Raw genomic sequence first — 23708 nt, 5'->3', positions numbered from 1 at the left:
TTGCTATGTTCTGCGCAATTACTTGTCAGGCCATTTGGTCATATTTAAAATCATGAATTTTGAATTTGGATTGCATTCTTTATTACACCACATGCCCCATTGAGAATTACCATAATCAAAGAAGTGGAAACTCAGGGACTTGCCGGAAACAGACTCTACATTAAGCTTATATACCGTGGGCTTTGCCTCTGATACATCAAAGCCTTCCTCAAACTGCTTTACTGAAGCTTCCGCCTCATTGTTAGAGAGCTCACTCATGTTTATTCTTGTAAAATACGATTCATTAGCTAGCCGCACTGGATTACTTTGAACCATTTGCGATGGAATCATTACAGGACTATAACTGCCGGGCTTTGACCAAGCCCAACCTTCTTTATTTGTGATAATGTGGCCGTAAGGGGTACATACTATTTGCCCCCACTTATTGATTGGATCTGGCAAAGAGGTTACGGCAGATTTTGGCGTCCCTTTGCAATCTCCAGCTGGTTCTGCGTATGAGGCAATCGAAAGCACGGCCATAATAACTAGGGTAATAAATCTCATCGATACTCCTTAGAGAACTATTCTCCTTATTAAGGGACAACTGAAACGCAATGGAGGTCCGGAGGGGAATTGAGCAACTTGTTAGGTAATTGCACTATATCCCCAAATGAATACTGACAGTGCCCACCAAATACATGACAACAGTAACCCGAAACCCACATATTTAAACTTTGACTCGTAAGCTTTAACCAACTTATTACCAGCAGCAACAACTGATTCATGTTTACAGCTTTTGTGACCGCCAGATAATACAAAGTCGAAACAAGCAAAGCCGGTAGTATATTTTAGCGGTGACCAACCTGAGTTTGCTTTGAAATTTGCTGGTTCTCTGCTTTTAAACTCTCGATAAAAGAGAAGGTGTAGATATGCCCAGTAAGCGCATATGCCCACCCAGATGATTACTAACACTATCCCTATCATTAATACTTAATAATCCCCAGAGGTTTGAAGCCGCACTGCCCACTTTTCTGGGTAGATGCACCTTTGATCTGTAAAGTGTTTAGATCGCACGGTAGTGGACACTTATGTTATGCGTTGTTGCTTTGTAAGTCTCACCTTGTCTATCGAAGCATACCTTGCGAACCTCTTTTTCTTCATATTTTCTTTCGCCAACGACTCTTTGATTCACCGTACTCGAGGTAGCACAAAAAGAATTCTCATTGTTTGTCTCAATTTTCGTAACACTTGCTTTTGAACGCGGCATAGAACTTGGCTTACCAATTTGCCTCATGCTCGCTAAGAGATGCTTTTTTGTTATATGCCTTGTATCAGCACCCACTCCAGGAATATGTAAAGTTTGGCTGATTTTGTAATTTTTACTGAGCCAGGGAGATAATAATGAAACATCATTGCTCATGTAAACCTCTTCAAACTTTAAATACACTGATATCTTGTCAGTTTCTGCTTTTACAAATGGCGATGTAAGTATCATTATCCAGATTAAGTTCTTCATATTTATCTTCGCTATCAATGTTCAAATGAGTCGCTCATTTATAAGTTATATGACGTCTACCTTTCTTCGTTAGGAGTCTACTACTAGATTGACTCCGATAAAATGGAAAGATCACTTTGCGCAGCATTCTCAGATTTTGGCAATAGGATATGATAGCCAGAGAGTATTGGTATGTATTTCGTAGCCACCGCTTCAGTCGGCGGCCTGCCACCTTGATTAGAAAAATAGTATTCAAAATAGTAGGCTTTACCCCCTTCAAATGCTTCAGTGAACTCTAATATCTTTGGCTCCATGAAAGCATTTGCTTGAAGAGTTATTGTATAGGTGCCAGGATTCAATCTGACCTTGAGGAAACCAAGGTTGTTTAGGCAACCTTCCTCCTGATCATGAATCAACAATTTTAGGCAAACCGTTGTTCCATCATTGGCCTCTGGCCGATAAACGTAAATTATTGCCTCTGATTTTGACAGAGTCTTATGCGGGGTATATTTAGGGCCTTTTGCTATAGGCCCGGCACAGCCAACTGCCAATAAAAGTAGTATTGATAATATTCCAATTCTCAGTGTCATATTAAGACCTTGATGATTTCTAACGCCCGCAATAGGGGCGGCAGGAGTTTAACGTAGACCGGTGCACACTGCCTGTGATGTTATGAATGCCATGCTTCAATGGAGGTGATTGTGTACCTTTTGCTCTCATAAATCCTTTCGGCAGGACAAAAATAATCGATGAAAACAGCCATGCTATATGAGCTTTCCTTGACCAAATAACCAATCATTTCTGGGCTTTCGGCTCTTTTGCGAAGCTGTGTAATATACACTGATACTTCTTTTCCAGTCTTATCCAAAATATAGCTTCCACTTTCGGGTTGCCTGCAGCTGGAGTTAGCGTGCCACTGCGGCAGATACTAGCCACCCATAGCCAAATACCGCGGCGCCATAGAGAATCAACAAAATCGGGATTGCAATAGCAGATAAAGTACTAAAGCGCTCAACTTCAATGTATGCATTTTTAGGTGAATGTGGTAGTAGGCGTACTTTAACACTATCGCCTTCCTTATACCTATTCAAAAGATCATGCTCTATATTGTTGTCTTTAAACAATTGAGGGGAACGAAGTAATGGCGTGTCAGAGTAGAATTTTTCTTCCTTGTATTCATATTCAAACTCAATTTGTGCTTCGTAGATTCTTTGACCTTCCGTGTTCGCAAAATTTTTCAATTTAGATTTAGTAACTGTTGCGTCAATTAAGGGCAAAGAAGCCCACTTTTTCTTTACCCTTAGATAGACAAAGGTTTGGCAAAATCCGAGGCCTACGATTACTATCAATCCTACGTACTTAATAACCCCAAACATCATTTTTTCACTCTAAGAAACGCAACATTTATATAGTGGCCACCATGACAACTGTTTCCTACTTTTAAATAGGCTACTGCTATGGCGAAAAATGGAAAAATGGTCGTTATGCCCAATATCTACTGCTAACCAATCTAATAAGTTAATGGTTATTAGGGATTTATCCTTAACTCTATGAGTTTCTCAGGACAAATCAAACACTTTTCCGAAAGATGCTGGACTTTTTTGTCAAAAATGAAACAGGCTCAGATCATCTTTTGTTGTCTTTCGGCGGCGTTACATTGTGCAAGAGAATATTTCCAGGGTTCGCGCTAACCCATGGATTTATGCAGACCTCAAAAAAAGAAAGCGCGCCATTATGTTAGGCATCCCCCCTGAAAGCAAGTAATTATGTGGACTAGAGGGGGATTTGAGAGACTATTGGTTCAATACTTTGGTGCTGTTCATTTGCAATATAGGAAAGCAGGCAGCGGCTTATTTTGTTGGTGGCATCAATTAGATATAACCACCCAACTTTTAAATTCAAACGATATATTTATTCTACGATACACACGCTCAAGCGTTGCTGCTTCCAAAAACAGCTTAATTGCTGTGAAAGTTGTTCACCACTCTTACTTGTTTGGATTTGCCAATGTTTGGGATAAAGGTTTTGATAAAACATATCCGCAAAACGGTAGTCAGCTAAAATAATCACGCCCCGATCTGACTCAGTGCGAATCACTCTTCCCGCTGTCTGCAATACCCGAGTCATGCCGGGATAGCGGTAGGCAATATCAAACCCATTGACCGCTGAGGGGGGCTGTGGGTGCTCCGCCGACTGTCGTAACAGCTCTTGCTCTTCATTTACTTGGGGAAGACCGGTACCTACGATAATTGTGCCAATCAATTTCTCCCCGACAAAATCAACGCCCTCAGCAAAAACGCCGCCCATAACGGCAAAACCCAGGCTCTGTGCACCCTCACTAAACGAGGCCAGGAAGGCTTCTCTTTCGCGATCACTGGCGCCTGGCGTCTGTTGTAGCGGCTGTATTTCCGGATAATCCTTCTGGAAATGCTCTACGACCATTTGCAGAAAGCGGTAAGAGGGGAAAAACACCAGGTAATTGCCAGGACGGCTGAAGTAAACTCGGGCAATCAAGTCCACTAGTGCTGGGAGTGCACTTTTCCGAGCCTGATAGCGGGTATCCACAAAAGGACAAAGAAAAACCCCCTGGTGGGAAGGCTCAAAAGGTGATGGCAGCATCAAGTAAGGCGTTTCTGGCTCAATCCCAAGCTGTTCAGTGACAAACTGTGTGGGGCGTAGGGTGGCTGAGAAGAAAATAGCTCCATGAAACTGGGCGCAAGATTCCTGTAGGAAACCCGCGGCATTCATACACATCAGCTTTAGTTGGTGTTCCTGCCAGGGGGCGTCCTGATCGATTACACGGGTCAGGGCCTGGTGTTGACCAGAAAGAATTTGTTCTATGCAGGCGTATCGATAAAGACTTTTCAACCATTCCCCGATCTCTTCAGGGGGGAATTTTCCCTGTTCAGATAATTCACCCAGTGTATCTAGCACCTTCTGGATAGCGCGAGATACAGTTGCAGGGCGATCCTCTTCGGAATCCAGCGGGCTACACCAGGCTTGTACATTTTGGCTTGAGCGTATTTCCTTATAGAGGTTTTGCTCTTGAAACCGTTTGCTCCATTGAGCAAGTGCGCGTACCAGGGATTGGATACGCCGGTACAACTGTGGGTGGTTGCTTTTACAGGCCAGGTCCGCGCGGCGACTATCCCTGCGGCTCAAACTAGCGCTGTACATTTCCCGTGCGCGCTCGCTTAAATTGTGCGCTTCATCTACCAATAGTGCGCGCCTGTAACGCGGATCTTGTAGTGTGGAAATACGCACCAAAGGATCAAAGACGTAATTAAAGTCACAGACCACCAAATCCGCCCAGGGCAGCATTTGCAAGGACAACTCAAAAGGGCAGAGATGCCACTGATCTGCAACCTTCGCGAGCGCTTCCGGTGTGATCCAAGGTTGCCCCAGCAGTTGTTTGCGCGCTTGCGGCAGGCGGTCGTAAAAGCCCTGTGTGCGAGGACAGGTGCCTTCATCATCGCGGCTACACAATCCCAGTTTGCAAGCGCAGGTCTTATCACGCGCACGCAGCTCCAATAGTGAAAGCTTTAGCCCAACTCCATGTAGCTTAGCGATAGTCTCTCGCACCACCTGCCTGCCAGAGTTTTTCGCCGTGAGGTATAGCAGCTGGTCCAGCTTTTCCTCACCAAGGGCTTTGATAGCGGGGAACAGTGTACTAATGGTTTTGCCAATACCAGTGGGCGCCTCCACAACCAGTTGTCCTGCATCCCTAAGGCAGCGATAAGCGGATACCGCCAGCTGGCGCTGACCGGGTCTGTAATCAGGGAAGGGGAATGAGAGGCTTTTTGCTGTTTGAATCACTTGTTGCCGATGCGCTTGCCAGGACCTATGCCAATGGATATACAGACTGAGGGCATCGCCAGCAAAACTTTCCAAAGCCTCCCAGTTGAACAGGCTTTGCTCCGGGTAGGACTTTTTCTCTTTGAGGTTGTACCAGACCATCTGCAGTGAGACCTCTTCAACCGAACTCCCTTTTTGGCGCTGCTGTAGCAAATAGCAGAAACCGTAAATTTTAAGCTGAGCCCAATGGTATAGGCGGGTGGTCTCGGGAAGCTTATCTGGATGGCAATAGGTGGTTTTGATTTCATCCAGTTGTGCCGGCTGGCGCAAGTCAGCTTGCGGATGAAGGATATCGACCCGTCCCTCCAAGAGGATATCCTGGCCTGCGCACTCCAGCTGAACCTGTAAACGGTATTCCGCTTCTGCGCCTTTGGGGCGATGTTTTTGCAGCTTTTGGTGAGCGCGAATGCCCTCCTGGGCGGTTGGGCCTGGCCCGCCGGTATGGATCAAATCCCCTCTGCGGCAAGAGAAAGCCACTAATTCACCCACAGATAACTTTAGGGAAGAGGCGCTTGCGGAGATATCATGCTCCTCAGTAGGCACCGCCAGTAGCCCTGCAACTGTAGGCTTACCCCTCAAGGCTGTAACCATTCCACATGTATCACCCGGTGGGGAATATTGTGAGCGGCAAAGAACGTCAGCCAGCGCTGCTGGTTTTGCTGGAGACGATCACCGGGGCCCTTGACTTCCAACAACTCATAACTTCCTTTTTTGGGAAAAAGAATCAGATCTGGCAGGCCATTGCGGTGATGATTGATATCACCGAGTAAACGTTGAAACAGTGCGTGCCAATGTTCAGCAGGAATACGATCCAGGGCCAGCTCCAGCAGTTCCTGGGGTAGTGCTTCCCAGGCTACTAGTGGATTGGCAATACCCTGTTTTCCACGGTAGGTTTGCATAACCCGCAGCTTTAGCGAGCTTTGACAAAGCTCTGACAGTCGCGATTCAAGTAAGCTCTGGCGTGATGAGTAAAAATTTGGGCTACGGAAATCACTGGGGGCTATTTGGAAAGGGTTATAAAAGGCACCTGGCACTGAAGCAAAGAGAATGTCCCAGATATAGAGGCCCAGTACCCCATTGAATAGACTGTTCTCTACATAGTGGCAAACACCTTCTTCCTGCCTTGCCACTTCCGCAGCTGCCAGAATTTCTACTCTTTCTGGGGCCTGGGGTAGGGTAAACATTTCTTGCGGTGGCTGATAAGGCTGGGGATTCTTCCAGGCTTGAGCACAGCCCATGCGCTTGGCCGTGCGATACCCAAAACTCTCAGCAAAACATCGTTCGGCTTCATTGAGGGGAGATTCGAGAATTTCACGGCATAGGGAGAGCGCCTGATCGAAATTACCACGCTTTGCGGCAATTCTCGTCCGGCGTTCACGGGCAGGCGGCTGCGCACAATCCTGATAGAGTCTCTCTGCAGCTTCCAACTGATCCAGTCTTTCCAGTTGTCGCGCCAGCTTCAAGCGTAGACGATCCACTCGCCTGGCCAGAGTCAAATCTCCAGGAATGCCAGCGGGTAATTGACCAGTCAGTTTATGGATTCCACCGGTATCACTAGAGAGTACCCCCTCAGCTTGTTCAAGGCAGCTGTAATAGAGTAAGTACTGCTCAATCTGCTCTCGACTCTGGAAGGGCAGCTGGTGACTATCTAATGGGTAGGGCTCATATTGGTATAACCCCAGGTCCTTCAATACGTATTCCGTAAGGCTCTGGTTCAGATTGCCAAAAAAACAAAGCTGAAAGGTTTGAAAGCACTCGGCCCTTTGAACTGCAAGCAATGCCTCATCGGCTATTAACCGTTCTCGCCATTCAAAGGAGGCCGCCAATAAAGCTTCCTCTAACTCTCCCCGTTTTAGGGACTTGCGTAGGCCAGCAGGCCCCGCTGAGAACAATTCCGCCTTGGTAAACAGCGCTATAAGTTCGCGGTCTGCCAGGGGTGGACTCCTTTTCAAAAAACCAGCAGAGCAAAGAGAGTCAATGGCCTCACCAAGATCGTCAATTTCTCTGTAAGACAGTTTTCCCTCTCTGAACAGTGCTCCCAAAGATGATGGAATACCCTTACGGGATAGCAGCCGAACATAAAGACGCTGACTGTCAGCATCGAGCTCGTAGAACTCACGATAAAAGTTAATCTCAGCAGGGGAAAGTAGCTGCTTGTAGCGGGACACTACAAAATCAACCAAGGCCCGGAAGTTGGTCAAATAGTAGTCAGGTGCTAGCTCGATAGTGGCGGCCATGATACGGGCAATAATGTGTCAACAATAAATCGTGGTGGGTAATATTGATATAAGAGCTGTATGGTTATACAGCATATCATTTCTGGAAACAAAACCATAGGCTGACTTTACGGACATATAAGAAACACAGCAGCAGTAAGCTTTGAATGATTCTGAGTAGCTTCCTCGTTGGTTAAAGTATCAATACTTCAAGAGACTATCGATCAAGCTATAACAGAAGGAGTGTTTTTGAGAAGGAGTGAGAGCCAATAAGGAATAAACTTAAATAGGTGAGTTGAGACACTCAACGATTTACCCATGGGTATGGAAATAGCCTTGTAAATATGTTTTTTAATAGGAGGGGAAAATTGCCCCTCCTATTCAGCTAAAAAGCTATGTAAAACTCAAGAAGCTTGAATTGAGGTTTTACTTTGATGCGCACTCGATCTGGGAACCTGTACTCTATATTCTGGGAACATATTTACGGTAACAGTAAAATCACACTTAGTAGGACCAGCAACATGCTTCAGGCCCCACCAGTATTTTATTTTAACGGTTTCGCCTGGGGCGATGGGGTGACCGTAGCTTACAAAACCATCTTCTATGGGAGTACCTACTGAATTACACAGGTATGCATCCCAGGTCATACCATTGTCATCGAGATCTAAGAATACTTTGGCGTCGAGGATAGGAAATTTTCCAGTATTTTTGAGTTCTATAAGCCCCTGAATATAACTTCCTTCTGTAGAGTCCTCGATACCAGTCCATGCAGCCCAGTGAAAACTGGTGGCCTCAAGACTATCAGAAATAAATGGCTTATCTGTATCCCAACCTTCAACATGACCAATATTTGACATGATTAATCCTTTTCTTCAGAAATATCATTAAAAAATTAATGACTGCAAGTGGGTACCGCCTATTTTTAAAAACGAAAGCATGAGAAGAGGGGAAGCAAAACAATAGCAAATCAAAAAACACGAGATATATGTTCTGGGCTTTACCCTAAGATCCCTGCTCACTGTGCACCTCTTGGTGCACAAGCGGAGTATTGGGGCCATAAAAGTTGAGATCAACCCTTAAATATTAGATGGGCAATAGTTGCGAGAATAACAACGCCAAAATTTTTACTGGGTGGAGTATGCATGCCATATAAAGCAGTCTTTGATCAGCAGCCTGGCATTGCGCCGGCAACAATTGACCGTCTTAAAGGCTGCAAAACTAAAGTAAATTCCACCAAGGCATCCAGGGCTATGATTTTGCAGGCACGCAAATAGAAAAAATCGTCTAACTCTTATTTAATATACCGAAAAACTTTACGGTACCTAAAAATAATAAACCAAAGAAATAGGGCTAATGGTGTAATCATTAATACAGCCATTTGGTTTTTTAATACCGCCATATTCATTGTGATGATCACAGTCCCCAATTCATAGATATCGGTGGCAATGATCACAGGAAGGAAAAACGCCCAAAATCTCGCGCTGCCAATTTTTTTGGCAAAAGCCAACCCAAAGAAACCCACAAAATAAGTGGTATAGATGATCAGGCTTGCTATCAACCACCAGATCGACTGATTGTATTCATTGTAAGCAAAGGCTTCATACTGAGAGATCACTTCTATCGGAACCAGAAGAAAAAACAATACCTTCCAGAGTACACTTGGCTTGTAGATTAAAGATTCATTACCAAGAGCACTCTCTGGGGCCCGGTAGAGTTCCTGCATGAAACATCCCTATTGTTATTACTTTGCAGTTCAATAAAGCTTATGTTACTAACACAAGATCCTTGAAGCTTCCCGAAGAAGGAGCCTATTAGTGGGCGCCTCAATCAACGAGAGGGCGCAGAGGATATTCTGATCCCAGGCAAAGTCAACTAATTCAATCCCCATTTTCATAACAATGCGAAATCAACCTGAAAACTCTTGTTTTTAGTCAAATTCATACTGTTTGAATACAGAAAAACCGAGGAAAAATCGGGGCAATACCTATTAGGTGGTAAATTTCTGTGACGATAAACGCAAAGTCAGGTTTTAACCTTTGGTGACATAAGTTACAGGTTTAATGCATTTCCACTTCACGGAATCATTCTTTTTTTTCGCCCGTTTATTAAATACTAAAGGCCACCTTGACCATCACCCCGTTGGCTCAGGCCGACTCCAAATCCAGATTAGCCCACAACCGATGCCGCCAACAGCGAAAAAAAGTAAATACAGATTGGAAATGTGATGAACGGCAAGAGCCATAGAAAGTGCCATGGTCAGCGTAGCCAGTAGTTTGGTTCTCCTACTGATGTAACCACTACGCCAGGTTCTTAATAGGTGACCAAATAAGTGATGTTCCTCAATCCATTGATGCAGCCGTTCAGAGCTTTTAGAGGCCGCCCAGGCACCAACAACAATAAATACGGCAGAGGGTAACCCAGGCAGGATGGCACCAATAATTCCGACAAGCATAAAGAAACAAGCCACGGCCCCCCATAGCCAACGCATCCACCCTTTGGCTAACGGAGGGGTTTCCATGTCAGGCACTTCTTCATTATGTTGACTCAACCTGAATCTCCAGTTTTAAAATCCGTTAAACAGATAAAACAATGGCTATTAGCAGCTATCTGCTCACTATATCAAAGAGGCACTAATGAGTGACACCTGCAACTTGCATTCTTACTGCGGAGCTTGGCTCTCAATATACAGTTGTGGGACCGGCAAGATTGTTACAAAGGCAACCATTGTTGTTTTCTAATGTGCTACAGGGGCGCGTCTTCATACTTTTATTAATAATCTGTAATGTCTAGCATGATAAAAAGGACTGCCTAAAAACTGTCGTCATCAATGCTCTTAAACAGAAGAAAATAACAATACGACTTTCTTCCCTTATGCCTGTAACCCAGTGTTGAAAAACACTTCTGCTTTAACACTACACTGATTAACAAAGCCGCTATCGGCTACCAAGCTGCATGTTTTATTATTGAGCATTAAGCACTATGGATTATCGGCTACAAGCGCCCGATCTGGAGTGCCTTATACAAGCAATCCGTGATAGAGGATACCTGCTGTACGGGCCCAGATTGACCGATGGAGCCATCACATACGGCGAAGTTCACTCACTCTCAAATCTGCCTCAAGGCTGGACCGATGAGCAGCAGGCTGGGCAGTACCGAGTTAAGCGCCGGGAAGATGAAGCTTACTTTGGCTATGCCGTAGGGCCTCACTCCTGGAAGAAATACCTGCAATTACCCCGCCGGCCCATATGGAAGGTCTCCAAGCAACATCAAACCATAGAAATCGTTGAGATTCAGGATTCAGCCCCAAAGCAGGCATTCCTGGGAGTTCGAAGCTGTGAGCTGCACGCCATTGCTATCCAGGATCGTATCCTGTGCCAGGGGGAATATCCCAGTGAGAGTTACCACCAAAGGCGGAAACAGTTGTTTACCGTTGCGGTGAATTGCACCTCGGCAGCAGATACCTGCTTTTGTACTTCGATGAATACCGGTCCAGAGGTCACTTTGCCCAGCGATCTCACCTTGACAGAGGTGATTGAAGCCGGGGAGCACTTTTTTCTGATCAGCAGTGGCTCGGATGCCGGTAAGGAAATTATTGAGCAACTCCCCTTGCTTCCAGCAAGTGAGGGGGAAAGTAAACTGGCTAAATGTAAGGTGAAGCGCCTTGAGGAGGAAATGCGGCGTGGACCACGCCAGTTCGATAGCTCAGATTTGAAAGAGCTACTCTATAGAAACCTCGATAGCCCGAACTGGGATAAGGTCGCTGATCGCTGTCTATCTTGTGCCAACTGCACCATGGCCTGTCCAACCTGTTTTTGCTCCACCGTTGAGGACACCACCGATCTCAGTGGCGAACATGCTGAGCGCTGGGAGCGTTGGGATTCCTGCTTTACAGCAGATCTCAGTCATATTACCGGCGGCTCCGTACGCGCCGATACCCGGTCACGCTACCGGCAATGGATGACTCACAAACTGGCCAGCTGGCACGACCAATTTGACAGCTCTGGTTGCGTGGGCTGTGGTCGCTGCATCACTTGGTGCCCTGTGGGTATCGACCTCACCGAAGAGGTCCGAAATATCCGAGCCCTGGATCAAAAACAGACGCCCAGCCAGGAGTCACCATGAAGACCATTGCCGATCTTCTTCACGAGCATCCTTTCTTTCAAGGTTTGGCAGAGAGTGATCTGCAGTTTCTGGCTTCCTGCGGTGAGAACTGTATTTATCACAAGGGCGACTACCTGGCGCGGGAAAATAGTCAGGCAAACCACTTTTTCCTAATTCGCAGTGGCCGGGTAGCAGTAGAGACTTTTGTTCCCAATCGCGGCCCCCTGTGCCTGCTCACACTCCATGGCGGTGATATTTTCGGGTGGTCCTGGCTGTTTCCTCCCTATATCTCTGCTTTTGATGCCCGCGCCATGGAAGATGTTCGCAGCCTGCGCCTGGGCGGGGAATGCTTGCGCAATAAATGCGAACAGGAACCTAAACTGGGTTTTGAGCTGATGAAGCGCTTTGCGCGAATTGCTACTGAACGGCTGCAGTCCGCACGTATTCAATTGCTGGATATTTACGGCCCAGATCACCAGGGCCACCCAACATGATCCCCTCCGTTTACCGGGTGTGCCAGCGGCGCGTGGAATATCCGGGGACTTTCACATTGCAGCTGGAAGCTAAGAACGGTAGGCGGCATAAGCCACCGATGAATTTTGCTCCCGGTCAGTTCAATATGTTGTACGCCTTTGGTACCGGAGAATCCGCCATTTCCTTTAGTGGACTGGGGAGCGAGGACGGCAAGCTCATCCATACCATTCGCGCCCAGGGGAATGTCACCCGGGCCCTAGAGCGCCTACAGGAGGGAGACACTTTAGGTGTAAGGGGGCCTTTCGGCATCGGTTGGCCTCTAGATACTGCCGCTGGCAAAGATCTTTTGATTATTGCCGGCGGTCTCGGACTGGCGCCGTTGCGCCCAGTAATCTATGCGGCGCAGCGGGAGCGACTTACCGCACGCGAGGTGCGTCTCTTTTATGGTGCCAGGCGCCCAAGTGAATTGCTGTATAGAGAGGAGCTCGCTCAGTGGAGCACCCAGCTCGAGCTTGAGACTTCGGTAGATCACGGTGATGGCTCCTGGCCTGGGCATATTGGTGTGATTACCGATCCTTTACAGGCCGCACAAATAGATGGCGCCAACTCGGTGGCGTTTCTGTGCGGCCCTGAAATTATGATGCGCTTTTGTATCCAGGTTTTGGTGCGCAAAGGTGTGCCAGCGTCCTCTATCTATCTATCCATGGAGCGCAATATGAAATGCGCCATCGGTCTCTGCGGACACTGCCAGTGGGGTCCAAACTTTATTTGTAAGGATGGCCCTGTTTTTTGCTATGAGGATATTCGCCCATGGCTGCAGATTCGCAGCTTATAAGCCGACAGCCCTACAAACCCAAACTGGCGGTCTGGAAATTCACCTCCTGTGATGGCTGCCAACTCAGCTTGTTGGACTGTGAGGATGAGCTGTTGCTGTTGGGGCAGGAAGTGGAGATCGCCTATTTTATGGAGGCCTCCAGCAAGGTAGAAGAGGGGCCTTACGATATCTCCCTGGTGGAGGGCTCCATTACGACACCCGCCGACCTGTTGAGAATTCAGGAGGTGCGGCGTCAGTCAAAGTTCCTGGTAAGTATTGGCGCCTGTGCCACTGCCGGCGGTATCCAGGCACTACGCAATTTTGCCGATGTCGTCGAGTTTACTTCTGTGGTTTACGCCGAGCCCTCTTACATTCACACCCTAAAAGAGTCCACCCCCATTGCCGCCCATGTGCCAGTGGACTTCGAGTTGCAGGGCTGCCCGATCAACAAACTGCAACTGTTAGAGGTCATCAGTGCTTTTCTGAATTCTCGTGCACCTCAGGTTTCCAGTCATTCAGTGTGTATCGAATGCAAACTTAAGAACAATGTCTGTGTATGGGTAGCCCATGGCACCCCCTGCATGGGGCCGGTAACCCATGCTGGTTGTGGCGCGCTTTGCCCCAGTTACAACCGCGGTTGCTATGCCTGCTATGGCCCGAAGGAGAACCCTAATGGTGAATCCCTGTGTCACTGGTGGGAACAAAATTTAGGAACAGACAGATCTACCGTCATTGAAAATCTACGTAATTTCAATAGCTTATCACCTCATTTTAAAGAAATTAGTCAAGATAGAGAGCATCGCCAAAAGGGAAAATCCTAACGGGTAGAGCAACTAATGGCCGGTAAAAGTAAAACCATCAAAGTCGATTATTTGGCACGCGTTGAAGGCGAGGGTGCACTCTATATACGCTACGACGATCATGGCGTGCACGAAGTGCAGTTAAAGATCTTTGAGCCCCCACGCTTCTTTGAAGCCTTTTTGCGGGGGCGCGATTACACAGAAGCACCGGATATCACCGCCCGTATTTGCGGCATTTGCCCAGTGGCCTATCAAATGAGCGCGCTGCACGCCATGGAGAACGCACTGGGTCTGGTTCCTACTGAGCCCCTGAGAAATTTGCGCCGTTTGCTCTACTGTGGAGAGTGGATCGAAAGCCATATGCTGCATATCAGCATGTTGCATGCACCGGACTTTCTCGGCTATCCCAATGCCGTGGCCATGGCCAAAGACCACCCAGAAGTTGTACAGCGGGCGTTGGAAATCAAGAAAACTGGAAATGCGTTGGTGCGTCTGCTTGGGGGTAGGGAGGTCCACCCAATCAACGTGCGCGTAGGGGGCTTTTATCGAGTGCCCAGCCTGGAGTCCTTTCAAGCACTGCGCCCCCAATTGTTAGAAGCCCACAATCTGGCAGAACTCATGACGCGTTGGGCGGCGGGTCTGCCATTTCCCCATTGTGAGCAATCCTATGAATGCGTCGCCCTGTCCAACCCCAGTGAATACCCCATGAATGTGGGGCGTATTGTTTCCAATCGCGGGCTGGATATTTCGGTAAAGGACTACGAAAAACATTTTCGCGAACAGCAGGTACCGCACAGTACGGCATTGCACAGTCTATTGATCGAGCGGGGCGCCTACCTTGTCGGGCCCATGGCGCGCTACAACCTCAACTACTCCCAACTCTCAGGAGAAGTGAGAAGCCTTGCCGAGGCGTTGGGTTTCCGAGCCCCCTGCAATAATCCCTTCAAAAGTATTGTGGTGCGCTGCCTGGAAGTACTCTACGCCCTGGAAGAGGCACTGCGCCTCATCGATGCGTTTCAACCCCCCGATGAGCCCTACCTGGCTGTAGAACCCAGAGAGGCTAGTGGCTGTGCCGCTACCGAGGCCCCTCGCGGACTGCTCTATCACCGCTACGCCATGAATGAGCAAGGCAAAATTACTTTTGCCAAGATCGTCGCTCCCACCTCTCAAAATCAAAAAACTATCGAAGATGATCTACGCCTGATGCTGCCAAAATTCATGCACCTGCCCGAGCAACAATTACAGGGTTTATGTGAGCGCGCCATTCGCAATTATGACCCCTGTATTTCCTGCTCAACCCATTTCCTGCAGCTACATTTGCAACATGAGCCAAAAAGAATCTCCTGAGCGCTGGCTGTTGGTCAGCCTTGGCAATCGCTTCCGGGGAGACGATGGTGTGGGGCCCTATCTGCTCGACAAGCTGCGCAGCCAATTAAAAGGAAGCGCAGATTTTCTGGAGAGCGGCAACGACATGGTAACCCTTGTGGGGCATTGGAAAGATCGTCAGGTCTGCTTGGTAGATGCGATTTTGTCCGATGAGCAAAAATCGGGCGAACTAATCCGTGCTGATGGTCTGGCCGATATTATCGCGCCCAGTAACTGCACGACTTCCAGCCACGGCTTTAACCTCAGAGAAGCGATCGACTTGGGCAGAGTGCTGGGAGCATTGCCCCACAGGCTGGAAATTTTTTCCATCTGTGCCGAGAACATCAGCTCCTGTGATCGTCTCACTGCCGCAGTGAAGTTAGGCGCGGAGCGTGCCGAGCAGGAGCTACTTGCGTTTCTACAAGGCGATAACGGACAAAGCTGACAACGGAGACCAGTGATGCATGAACAGTCCTTGATCAGCAATCTGATCGAAAAAATACAGCAGCTTGCCGAGAACGAAGGCGCCAGGGTAGTGGGTGCCAAGCTGCGCCTAGGTGCTCTTGCACATATCTCCGCCCCACATCTACGGGAACATTTCGAACAGGCAACTTTCGGGACCAGCCTGGAAGGATTGCAACTGGAAATTGAAGAGCTCACCGATATTCATCACGCCGAAGCCCAGGACATTATCCTGGAAAATCTGCAATTTGAGGCCAGTGATGGACAATGAGCGTCGCCGGCTAGCGATTAAAGGCCTGGTACAGGGCGTAGGGTTTCGACCTTATATTTATCGCTTGGCGCGGGATTGCCGACTGACCGGCTGGGTTGCCAACCATAGTGGTGGATTACAGTTGGAGGTTGAGGGAAAAAGCACAGGCATCGAGAAATTCCTACAGCGTCTTCCTCTGGAAAAGCCGCCGCACAGCCTGATACTCAGTATTGATAGTGAGGTAATTCCTGCCGAGGGTGACAGCGATTTTGAGATTCGAGAAAGCACCGTTGCCGCCGCACAATCTACCCTGGTTCTGCCAGATATAGCTCCCTGTAACTCTTGCCAGGCCGAATTGCAGGATTCCCGTAACCGCAGGCACAAATACCCATTCATCAACTGCACGCACTGCGGCCCGCGCTTTAGCATCATTGATAAGATGCCCTATGATCGCGCCAACACTGCAATGGATCAGTTTCCTCAATGCGCCAAATGCCAAGCTGAATACACCAATCCCGAAGACCGCCGTTTTCACGCCGAACCCAATGGCTGTCCAGAATGTGGCCCACAGCTGCAGCTCTGTGATAGCAAAGGCAAGGTGCTTCTCACCGGCCTGGCAGCCTTGAATGAGACGTTCGCCAGCCTGGCCAGTGGAAAAGTTGTTGCGTTGAAAGGTGTAGGGGGGTTCCAACTATTGGTAGATGCCGGCAATAGCCAGGCATTACAGACATTACGCAAACGCAAGCAGCGCCCACACAAACCTTTTGCCCTGTTGTATAGCTCTTTATCGGCAGCGCGACGTGATTGCCGGATTTCGGAGTTGGAGGCAAAACTGCTTACTTCACCGGCACGCCCCATCGTACTACTGGAAGCAAAACCGGAAGCGAATGCCAGGGTACACGAGCTGGTAGCGCTGGGTTCACCAGATCTGGGGGTGATGTTGCCAGCCTCACCACTGCACCTACTCCTTGCCGAAGAGTATGCGGCCCCCCTTGTCGCCACCAGCGGCAATTTGGCTGAAGAGCCAATTTGCATTGAAAATACGGAGGCTTTGCGGCGCCTTGGCAAAATTGCCGACCGTTTTTTACTGCATAACCGCCGCATAGTGAGGCCATTGGATGACTCGGTACTGCGCGTAGTAGAAGACCGCCCCTTGATGTTACGCCGTGCACGTGGCTATGCCCCACTACCCATTACCCAGGCAAAACTGTCACAACAGGCACTCACTCAATCCTATTTAGCCCTGGGAGCAGATTTAAAAAATTCCGTGGCGCTGTCCCACAATGGTTGGATTTATCAGAGCCAACATATTGGCGACCTGAGTAGCGCCACCGCAATTGAGCACTTTGACCGCACGATTGCGGACCTCACTGGCTTACAACAGCGTCGACCGCAAACGCTGATCCACGACCAGCACCCAGGCTATAGCTCTCATCGCTGGGCACTGCAACAGCAGGCTCCACGCCTGGGGGTACAACACCATGTTGCCCATCTGTTTTCCTGTATGGCCGAACACGGTCACAGTGGTGCCGCACTTGGCGTCTGCTGGGACGGCACTGGCTATGACAGCAGCGGCATAGTGAGGGGCGGGGAGTTCCTCCTCTGGGACGGTAAATCGCAAGTAGAACACGTCGCCAGCCTGCGCACATTTCCCCTGCCAGGTGGAGAAAAAGCCGTGCGCGAACCACGGCGGGCTGCGGCGGGCCTGCTATATGAAATTTCCGGATACATGGCGCTGCAACACCAGCTGCTCAAGCGCTGCTTTACCCGCAGTGAACGCCGTAACCTGGTCACCATGCTGGAAGGTGAGGTCAACAGCCCTCTATGCAGCAGTGCCGGGCGCCTGTTTGATGCAGTGGCCGCACTGTTGGGGCTATGTAGCCAGTCGAGCTATGAGGGGCAGGCCGCCATGGTGCTGGAACATAGTGCCCGAGGAATTCAGAGTAGTGACAGCTATCCATTCGACCTGTATCAGCGTCAAAGCAAGTGGGAGCTGGACTGGGCCCCCTGTATTAGCGCCTTGATACACGATGAAGGGAAGTCGCTGCCGCAGCGGGCTGCGGCTTTCCACAATACCTTGGCAAATATGATTCTGGCAGTGGTCAGTGAGATCGGGGAGCGTCAGGTCTTTCTCTCCGGCGGTGTTTTCCAAAACCGAAGACTAACGGAACGCACCGCGACACTGCTGCGTGAGCGGGGATTTACCGTGCATTGCCACAGCCAGGTCCCCCCCAACGATGGCGGTATTGCTCTTGGGCAACTTCACTATGCCCACTGCATGGCTGCAGCCGGACAACTTGCGGGGGATTAAGTGGGCATGTGCTTAGGTATTCCCGGCCTTATTGAAGAGATCACAGATAATTCCCCCCTCGAACGCCTGGGCAAGGTACGTTTTGGCGGCATAGCCCGGCAAGTCAACTTATCCCTGGTGCCAGATGCCGGCGTTGGCGATTATGTGGTAGTCCATGTGGGTATCGCCATCAGTCAGATACAGGAAGAAGAAGCCGAACGTGTTTTTCGCGACCTGGAATCCCTGAGCGGGCCGAGCGGCCAGGAGTGATGCCGTGAAATTTGTCGATGAATACCGCCAGAGCGAAACTATCCAAAAGATAGCCACAGAAATTCGCAAAGAAACCACGCGCCCCTGGACGATTATGGAAGTATGCGGTGGACAGACTCACGCCATCGTTAAGAATCGCCTCGACCAGTTACTACCGCAAGCAATAGAGTTGGTTCATGGACCGGGCTGCCCGGTTTGTGTGACCCCCCTGGATACCATTGATCGGGCCATTGCCATCGCTGGATTGCCGGGAGTGATTTTCTGTTCCTTTGGCGATATGTTGCGAGTACCCGGGTCAGAACACAGCCTGCTCGATGTGAAAGCCAATGGTGGCGACATTCGCATTATCTATTCCCCCCTACAGGCGGTGAAGATTGCCGAGGACCACCCAACAAAGCAGGTGGTCTTTTTTGCCGTAGGATTTGAAACAACCGCAGCCGCGAATGCCATGGCTGCCACCCAAGCCAAACAAAAGTCGCTTAAGAATTTTTCCCTGTTGGTTTCCCAGTTTTTGGTGACACCGGCCATCGCTTCTATATGCGCCGCCAAGGATACACGTGTGCAGGGATTTCTTGCCGCTGGTCATGTGTGCTCAATAACCGGTTACGAAAGCTATCTGCCCCTTGCCGAAAAGTATCAGGTGCCGATTGTCGTTACCGGCTTTGAACCCCTGGATATTCTTGAAGGATTGTTGATGTGCCTGCGCCAATTAGAGCAGGGCAGTTATCAGGTGGAAAACCAGTATCTAAGAGCGGTAGAGCGAACCGGCAACCGCCCGGCACAAGTGTTACTGAACAATGTATTTAGCGTTTCTGCTCAGTGTTGGCGGGGCCTGGGTGAAATTCCAGCGAGTGGCTTGGCACTTGCTGAAGAGTTTTCAGATCTCGATGCAACAAAGAAATTTGCATTGCCAGAGATCAAACCCCGGGAGCAACACCAGTGTATTAGTGGTGCCATTATGCTCGGCCTCAAAAAGCCCGGCGACTGTCCCCATTTCGGCACAACCTGCCGCCCAGACCACCCCCTGGGCGCCCCCATGGTTTCCTCCGAGGGTGCCTGCTCCGCCTACCACTGCTATAGCCAACAGGTAAAAACCCGTGAATCTTCAATGTCCTCTCCCAACAACCAATAAGGACAGTATCCGCCTGGGGCATGGCAGTGGTGGCGAGATGACCCAGCAACTTCTGAAGGAGTTTATCCAACCTCTGTTCAAAAACACCTGGATCGACCAAGCCCACGACAGCGCTACCTTGCCTTGGGATTCTGATCGCCTGGTATTCACCACCGACTCATTCGTAATTACCCCTTTGTTTTTCCCCGGTGGGGATATCGGCAAATTGGCCGTTTACGGCACCATCAATGACTTAGCCATGGGCGGTGCCGAGGCAAAATTCTTGAGTTGCAGCTTGATACTGGAAGAAGGGTTGCCGTTCAACACATTAAAAAGAGTGCTGCAATCCATGGCTGGCGCAGCCGAGGAAACCGGTGTAAAGCTGGTTACCGGGGACACCAAGGTCGTGGAGAGAGGCAAGGGCGATGGTATCTATATCAATACCAGCGGAGTGGGTGGCTTGCTGAGTAATCACCCAATAGACCCCAGTTATATCCGCCCAGGTGACAGAATTCTATTGTCCGGGGATATTGGCCGACACGGCATTACCGTTATGGCAAGCCGTGAGGGATTGGAATTCGAAACTGCACTCACCAGTGACTGCGCCCCGCTCAATGCCGCAGTTTCAGCATTGCTCCAGGGCGGTATTCCGCTTCACTGTTTGCGGGATCTCACTCGCGGTGGTCTCGCGACGGCCCTGGTGGAACTGGCCGAAACCAGTGGGCAGGCCTTCGAACTGGATGAAGCGCAGATCCCAGTCTGCGAATCAGTCTACGGAGCCTGCGAAATGCTGGGCCTAGACCCCCTTTACGTGGCCAACGAGGGGCGTTTCGTTGCTGTTATTCCCGCAGAGTACGCTGATCAGGCCAGCGCTATCCTAAGAGAGGAACGGGTAGGGGCATCCTGTGCAATTATTGGGAAAGTCACTGGCAAGCCCAGTGCCCAGGTTATTCTAAAAAACAGCCTGGGGTGTGATCGCCTGTTACAGCGCTTGCCAGGAGAACAGTTGCCAAGAATTTGTTAGCCAATAGCATTTATAAACATCCTGCGGAAACATTGATAGCAGCCTCAACCTCCCTGGCATTGTTCATTTTAATGTCATGCATCGCCCTGATTCCCGCCCCGCAGTTTCGGGTAAGGTTCTGATTAAACTAAGTGCTAGAGCGCGATTAGTTGGCAGTGGCGTTTTGTCACAGCAAGCGGCTGGCTTCATTTTTACTAAGCTTCCCAGTCTAAACGCATGACTATTCATTACTAAGATCAGTCGAAACTAAGCTCAGTCGAAAACTGTGAAAGGTAATCCGATAAAGGTGAACCGTGCTTCAGACAAGGCCTGAGAAAAACTGGCACTCAATGTCCCCAGATGCGGTGTTCTCCGAGCTGAAGACCAGTATGGCCGGAATCAGTGAGGAGGAAGCTGCACTAAGACTGCGAACCGACGGGCCTAACTGCCTGCCAGCACCAGCTCGCAAAGGGTTTCTGCGGCGCTTCTTCTCCCATTTCAACAACCTCCTGATCTACGTCCTGCTCGGGGCGGCGCTTATCACAGGCCTACTACAACACTGGGTAGATACCGGGGTCATCCTGGCGGTGGTTATCGTCAATGCGATTATCGGCTTTGCTCAGGAGGGTAAAGCGGAAAGGGCCATGGATGCTATCCGCCATATGCTGGCTCCACGTGCCGCAGTCCTCCGCAACAATCAGCGGCTCACTGTGGAGGGAGAGAAACTAGTACCCGGCGATATTGTGCTCATTGAGGCCGGTGACAAAGTGCCTGCCGATTTGCGGCTGTTAAAAACGCACGGTCTGCAGGTACAAGAGGCCATCCTGACCGGGGAATCCATCCCGGTAGAAAAACATACCGATCCGGTAAACACCGATACCCCCTTGGGGGACCGTAGTTGCTTAGCCTATAGCGGAACCACTGTCACCAATGGGCAGGGAGTGGGTGTAGTAGTGGCCACCGCAGCAGAGACCGAGATCGGTCATATCAGTGGCATGCTCGCCAGTGTTGAAACTTTAACCACTCCGTTGGTTGAACAGATGGGTTTCTTCGCCAAATGGCTGGCCCTTTTTATTCTGGCCGTTGCTGCGTTGATCTTCGCCTTTGGGCTGTTTGTATTGCAGCACAATTTTAATGAACTGTTTATGGCCATTGTTGGGCTTTCGGTAGCGGCCATTCCCGCGGGCTTACCGGCAGTTCTAACCATCACATTAGCGGTCGGGGCCCAGGCGATGGCGCGGCGCAACGCCATTGTCCGGCGCCTGCCGGCTATCGAAACCCTGGGATCAGTATCGGTAATCTGTACCGATAAAACCGGGACGCTCACACGCAACGAGATGTGCGTCGCCACAGTAGTTACAGGCGCACAACGCTATAAAGTAGAGGGTGAGGGCTATGAACCGCGGGGTGAAGTCATGCTCGGCGGCGCGCCGGTAGCGATGTCATCCCCACTGCAGGAGTTAGCCCGTGTCGCGGTTCTTTGTAATGACGCCGAGCTCAGAAAAGAGGATGACAACTGGCTCGTGGAGGGTGATCCCATGGAGGGGGCCTTACTGGCCTTCGCAGCAAAGGCGGGAATGAATAGCGGGGAGGTACGCAAGCAGTGGACCCGTACCGATATTATCCCCTTTGATGCACAGCATAAGTTTATGGCCAGCCTAAACCACAACCATGAGAATCATGCACTGATCGCCGTTAAAGGTGCGCCGGAACAGGTTTTGGCAATGTGCAAAACCTATCGCAGCAAGGATGGAGGCTGCGAACCGCTGATGGAGACCTACTGGCGACAAAAGACCGAGGAGGTGGCGGCATTGGGACAGCGTGTCTTGGCGCTCGCCACAAAAGAGGTAAAGCCAGAGCACACGGTGCTGGAGCACTCAGACGTGAAGGGAACTATGACTCTTCTCGGCTTGGTGGGATTGATCGATCCACCCCGTCAGGAGGCTATAACCTCAGTTGCAGAGTGTAGGGGCGCGGGTATTCGAGTGAAGATGATTACCGGCGATCATGTCGCGACCGCAAAAGCCATCGGTCAGCAGATAGGCTTGCAGCGGCCTAACAAAGCCCTAACGGGAGTGGATATCGACAACCTGAATGACGCGGCATTGGCGGCAGAAGTCCTGAAGGTGGATATCTTCGCCCGCAACAGGCCTGAGCATAAATTGCGGCTGGTAACCGCATTGCAGGCCCACGATATGACTGTGGCAATGACTGGCGATGGCGTAAACGATGCCCCCGCTTTAAAACGCGCCGATGTGGGTATTGCCATGGGCCGGGGGGGAACAGAGGCTGCCAAAGAGGCCTCCGAGCTGGTTCTAGCCGATGATAATTTCGCTTCCATCGGCGCTGCGGTCCGTGAGGGGCGCACAGTTTATGACAATATAAAAAAAGTGATTAGCTGGACGCTGCCCACCAACGCAGGGGAAGCCTCAACCATTATTGTGGCGCTGCTCTTTGGCATGGTACTGCCGATAACACCGATCCAAATACTTTGGGTGAACCTGATTACCGCGGTTACGCTTGGTATTGCGCTCGCCTTTGAGCCCACAGAAGAAAATACCATGCACCGCCCACCCCGGTTGCGCGACCAACCGCTCCTTACCAGTGTACTGGTATGGCATATCACATTAGTTAGTACCTTATTCCTGTGTGGCGTATTCGGAATATATACCTACGCCATTCAGCAACACTACTCATTGGAATTGGCACGAACCATGGCCATGAATACATTGGTGGTAATGGAAATTTTCCACCTGTTTTTTATTCGCAATATGTATGGCACCTCTCTCACCTGGAAGGCAGTGCGCGGCACCAAAGTGGTGTGGATGGCAGTCATCATGGTCACTTTGGGGCAATTTGCCATTACCTATGTCCCACTCCTGCAGGAAGTCTTTGCTACTGAGGCAGTGCCACTTTTTGATGGCATTCTGATCGTTGCGATTGGCGTAGCGCTGTTTGTCATTATCGAGATCGAAAAACAGATGCGTATACGCCTTTCCCGCCAGACACAAAGCTTCACTGCCAGGGAAAATTCTTAATTCCGTACCTTGACCTGTTCTCAGCCTGACCAACCCTACAGCCTAAGCCCCGCTTTAATTGGCTCACAATTTGCTGCCTCTTTATGGGTTTATTCTTATTACTAGTGATCAGATGCTCTCAATGTGTGTTGAAAGCCAGCGCAGCTCTACCAAAACTGAAACTTTCAGTGACATAGAGCACATTT

At 49.7% G+C, this 23708-nt stretch carries 22 protein-coding genes; 12 read left to right on the top strand and 10 right to left on the bottom strand.

Annotated features, from left to right (window positions below; translation table 11 throughout):
• Positions 1 to 18: 18 nt before the first annotated feature.
• The 10 genes from ACJJIO_RS20105 to ACJJIO_RS20060 all read right to left on the bottom strand — a co-directional run bounded on the left by ACJJIO_RS20105 (position 19) and on the right by ACJJIO_RS20060 (position 10093).
• A complete protein-coding gene (locus tag ACJJIO_RS20105; RefSeq protein WP_444904748.1) occupies positions 19 to 543 on the bottom strand; it encodes a hypothetical protein in 525 nt (174 codons plus the stop codon).
• A gap of 499 nt (positions 544 to 1042) precedes the next feature.
• Complete coding sequence (locus ACJJIO_RS20100; RefSeq protein ID WP_444909607.1) at positions 1043 to 1495, bottom strand: hypothetical protein; 453 nt, start codon at positions 1493 to 1495, stop codon at positions 1043 to 1045.
• An 83-nt stretch (positions 1496 to 1578) separates the two neighbouring features.
• Positions 1579 to 2064, bottom strand: a complete 486-nt coding sequence (locus ACJJIO_RS20095) for a DUF2846 domain-containing protein (protein WP_444909606.1) — start codon at positions 2062 to 2064, stop codon at positions 1579 to 1581.
• 80 nt (positions 2065 to 2144) lie between these two features.
• Positions 2145 to 2342, bottom strand: coding sequence for a hypothetical protein (locus tag ACJJIO_RS20090; protein WP_444909605.1), 198 nt, complete (start codon positions 2340 to 2342; stop codon positions 2145 to 2147).
• Between the two features lie 37 nt (positions 2343 to 2379).
• Positions 2380 to 2853, bottom strand: coding sequence for a DUF3592 domain-containing protein (locus tag ACJJIO_RS20085; RefSeq protein ID WP_444909604.1), 474 nt, complete (start codon positions 2851 to 2853; stop codon positions 2380 to 2382).
• Between the two features lie 532 nt (positions 2854 to 3385).
• The gene (locus ACJJIO_RS20080; protein WP_444909603.1) at positions 3386 to 5920 is read right to left on the bottom strand and encodes an ATP-dependent DNA helicase; all 2535 of its coding nucleotides are present in this window, start codon (positions 5918 to 5920) and stop codon (positions 3386 to 3388) included.
• On the bottom strand, positions 5905 to 7566 hold the full coding sequence (locus tag ACJJIO_RS20075; RefSeq protein ID WP_444909602.1) for a VRR-NUC domain-containing protein: 1662 nt from the start codon (positions 7564 to 7566) through the stop codon (positions 5905 to 5907). Before ACJJIO_RS20075 ends, ACJJIO_RS20080 begins: the two co-directional genes overlap by 16 nt.
• Positions 7567 to 7949: 383 nt before the next feature.
• The gene (locus ACJJIO_RS20070; protein ID WP_252085917.1) at positions 7950 to 8402 is read right to left on the bottom strand and encodes a hypothetical protein; all 453 of its coding nucleotides are present in this window, start codon (positions 8400 to 8402) and stop codon (positions 7950 to 7952) included.
• Between the two features lie 434 nt (positions 8403 to 8836).
• Positions 8837 to 9268 (bottom strand): hypothetical protein, encoded by a 432-nt coding sequence (locus ACJJIO_RS20065; protein ID WP_444884913.1) that lies wholly within the window; start codon positions 9266 to 9268, stop codon positions 8837 to 8839.
• Positions 9269 to 9676: 408 nt separating this feature from the next.
• Positions 9677 to 10093, bottom strand: a complete 417-nt coding sequence (locus ACJJIO_RS20060) for a YbaN family protein (protein WP_444886180.1) — start codon at positions 10091 to 10093, stop codon at positions 9677 to 9679.
• A gap of 431 nt (positions 10094 to 10524) precedes the next feature.
• Here ACJJIO_RS20060 and ACJJIO_RS20055 point away from each other — a divergent pair, with 431 nt between their 5' ends.
• The 12 genes from ACJJIO_RS20055 to ACJJIO_RS20000 all read left to right on the top strand — a co-directional run bounded on the left by ACJJIO_RS20055 (position 10525) and on the right by ACJJIO_RS20000 (position 23523).
• On the top strand, positions 10525 to 11667 hold the full coding sequence (locus ACJJIO_RS20055) for a 4Fe-4S dicluster domain-containing protein (RefSeq protein ID WP_444890310.1): 1143 nt from the start codon (positions 10525 to 10527) through the stop codon (positions 11665 to 11667).
• Positions 11664 to 12140, top strand: coding sequence for a cyclic nucleotide-binding domain-containing protein (locus ACJJIO_RS20050; protein ID WP_444884910.1), 477 nt, complete (start codon positions 11664 to 11666; stop codon positions 12138 to 12140). The genes ACJJIO_RS20055 and ACJJIO_RS20050 overlap by 4 nt, the downstream gene beginning before the upstream one ends.
• Entirely contained in the window at positions 12137 to 12955 is an 819-nt protein-coding gene (locus ACJJIO_RS20045; RefSeq protein ID WP_444909601.1) for an FAD/NAD(P)-binding protein, read from the top strand. The genes ACJJIO_RS20050 and ACJJIO_RS20045 overlap by 4 nt, the downstream gene beginning before the upstream one ends.
• The gene (locus ACJJIO_RS20040; protein WP_444904755.1) at positions 12931 to 13755 is read left to right on the top strand and encodes an NADH-quinone oxidoreductase subunit B family protein; all 825 of its coding nucleotides are present in this window, start codon (positions 12931 to 12933) and stop codon (positions 13753 to 13755) included. Before ACJJIO_RS20045 ends, ACJJIO_RS20040 begins: the two co-directional genes overlap by 25 nt.
• A 15-nt stretch (positions 13756 to 13770) precedes the next feature.
• Positions 13771 to 15081, top strand: coding sequence for a Ni/Fe hydrogenase subunit alpha (locus ACJJIO_RS20035; protein ID WP_444909600.1), 1311 nt, complete (start codon positions 13771 to 13773; stop codon positions 15079 to 15081).
• Positions 15059 to 15544: a hydrogenase maturation protease gene (locus ACJJIO_RS20030; protein ID WP_444909599.1), complete on the top strand. Its 486-nt coding sequence runs from the start codon at positions 15059 to 15061 to the stop codon at positions 15542 to 15544. The genes ACJJIO_RS20035 and ACJJIO_RS20030 overlap by 23 nt, the downstream gene beginning before the upstream one ends.
• A gap of 15 nt (positions 15545 to 15559) precedes the next feature.
• On the top strand, positions 15560 to 15832 hold the full coding sequence (locus ACJJIO_RS20025; RefSeq protein ID WP_444884905.1) for a hydrogenase/urease maturation nickel metallochaperone HypA: 273 nt from the start codon (positions 15560 to 15562) through the stop codon (positions 15830 to 15832).
• Complete coding sequence (gene hypF, locus ACJJIO_RS20020; protein ID WP_444909598.1) at positions 15822 to 18122, top strand: carbamoyltransferase HypF; 2301 nt, start codon at positions 15822 to 15824, stop codon at positions 18120 to 18122. The genes ACJJIO_RS20025 and hypF overlap by 11 nt, the downstream gene beginning before the upstream one ends.
• 6 nt (positions 18123 to 18128) lie before the next feature.
• Entirely contained in the window at positions 18129 to 18371 is a 243-nt protein-coding gene (locus ACJJIO_RS20015; RefSeq protein ID WP_444905242.1) for a HypC/HybG/HupF family hydrogenase formation chaperone, read from the top strand.
• Positions 18372 to 18375: 4 nt separating this feature from the next.
• Positions 18376 to 19503, top strand: coding sequence for a hydrogenase formation protein HypD (gene hypD, locus ACJJIO_RS20010; protein ID WP_444904758.1), 1128 nt, complete (start codon positions 18376 to 18378; stop codon positions 19501 to 19503).
• Positions 19469 to 20506 carry a hydrogenase expression/formation protein HypE gene (gene hypE, locus ACJJIO_RS20005; RefSeq protein WP_444909597.1) on the top strand — a complete coding sequence of 346 codons (1038 nt, stop codon included), beginning with the start codon at positions 19469 to 19471 and terminating at the stop codon, positions 20504 to 20506. Before hypD ends, hypE begins: the two co-directional genes overlap by 35 nt.
• Positions 20507 to 20799: 293 nt before the next feature.
• Entirely contained in the window at positions 20800 to 23523 is a 2724-nt protein-coding gene (locus tag ACJJIO_RS20000) for a cation-transporting P-type ATPase (protein ID WP_444909596.1), read from the top strand.
• Positions 23524 to 23708: the final 185 nt, after the last annotated feature.

The sequence above is a fragment of the Microbulbifer mixtoriginis (SeqCode) genome, from assembly GCF_052467235.1.
This window is presented reverse-complemented; position numbering and strand designations above follow the sequence as displayed.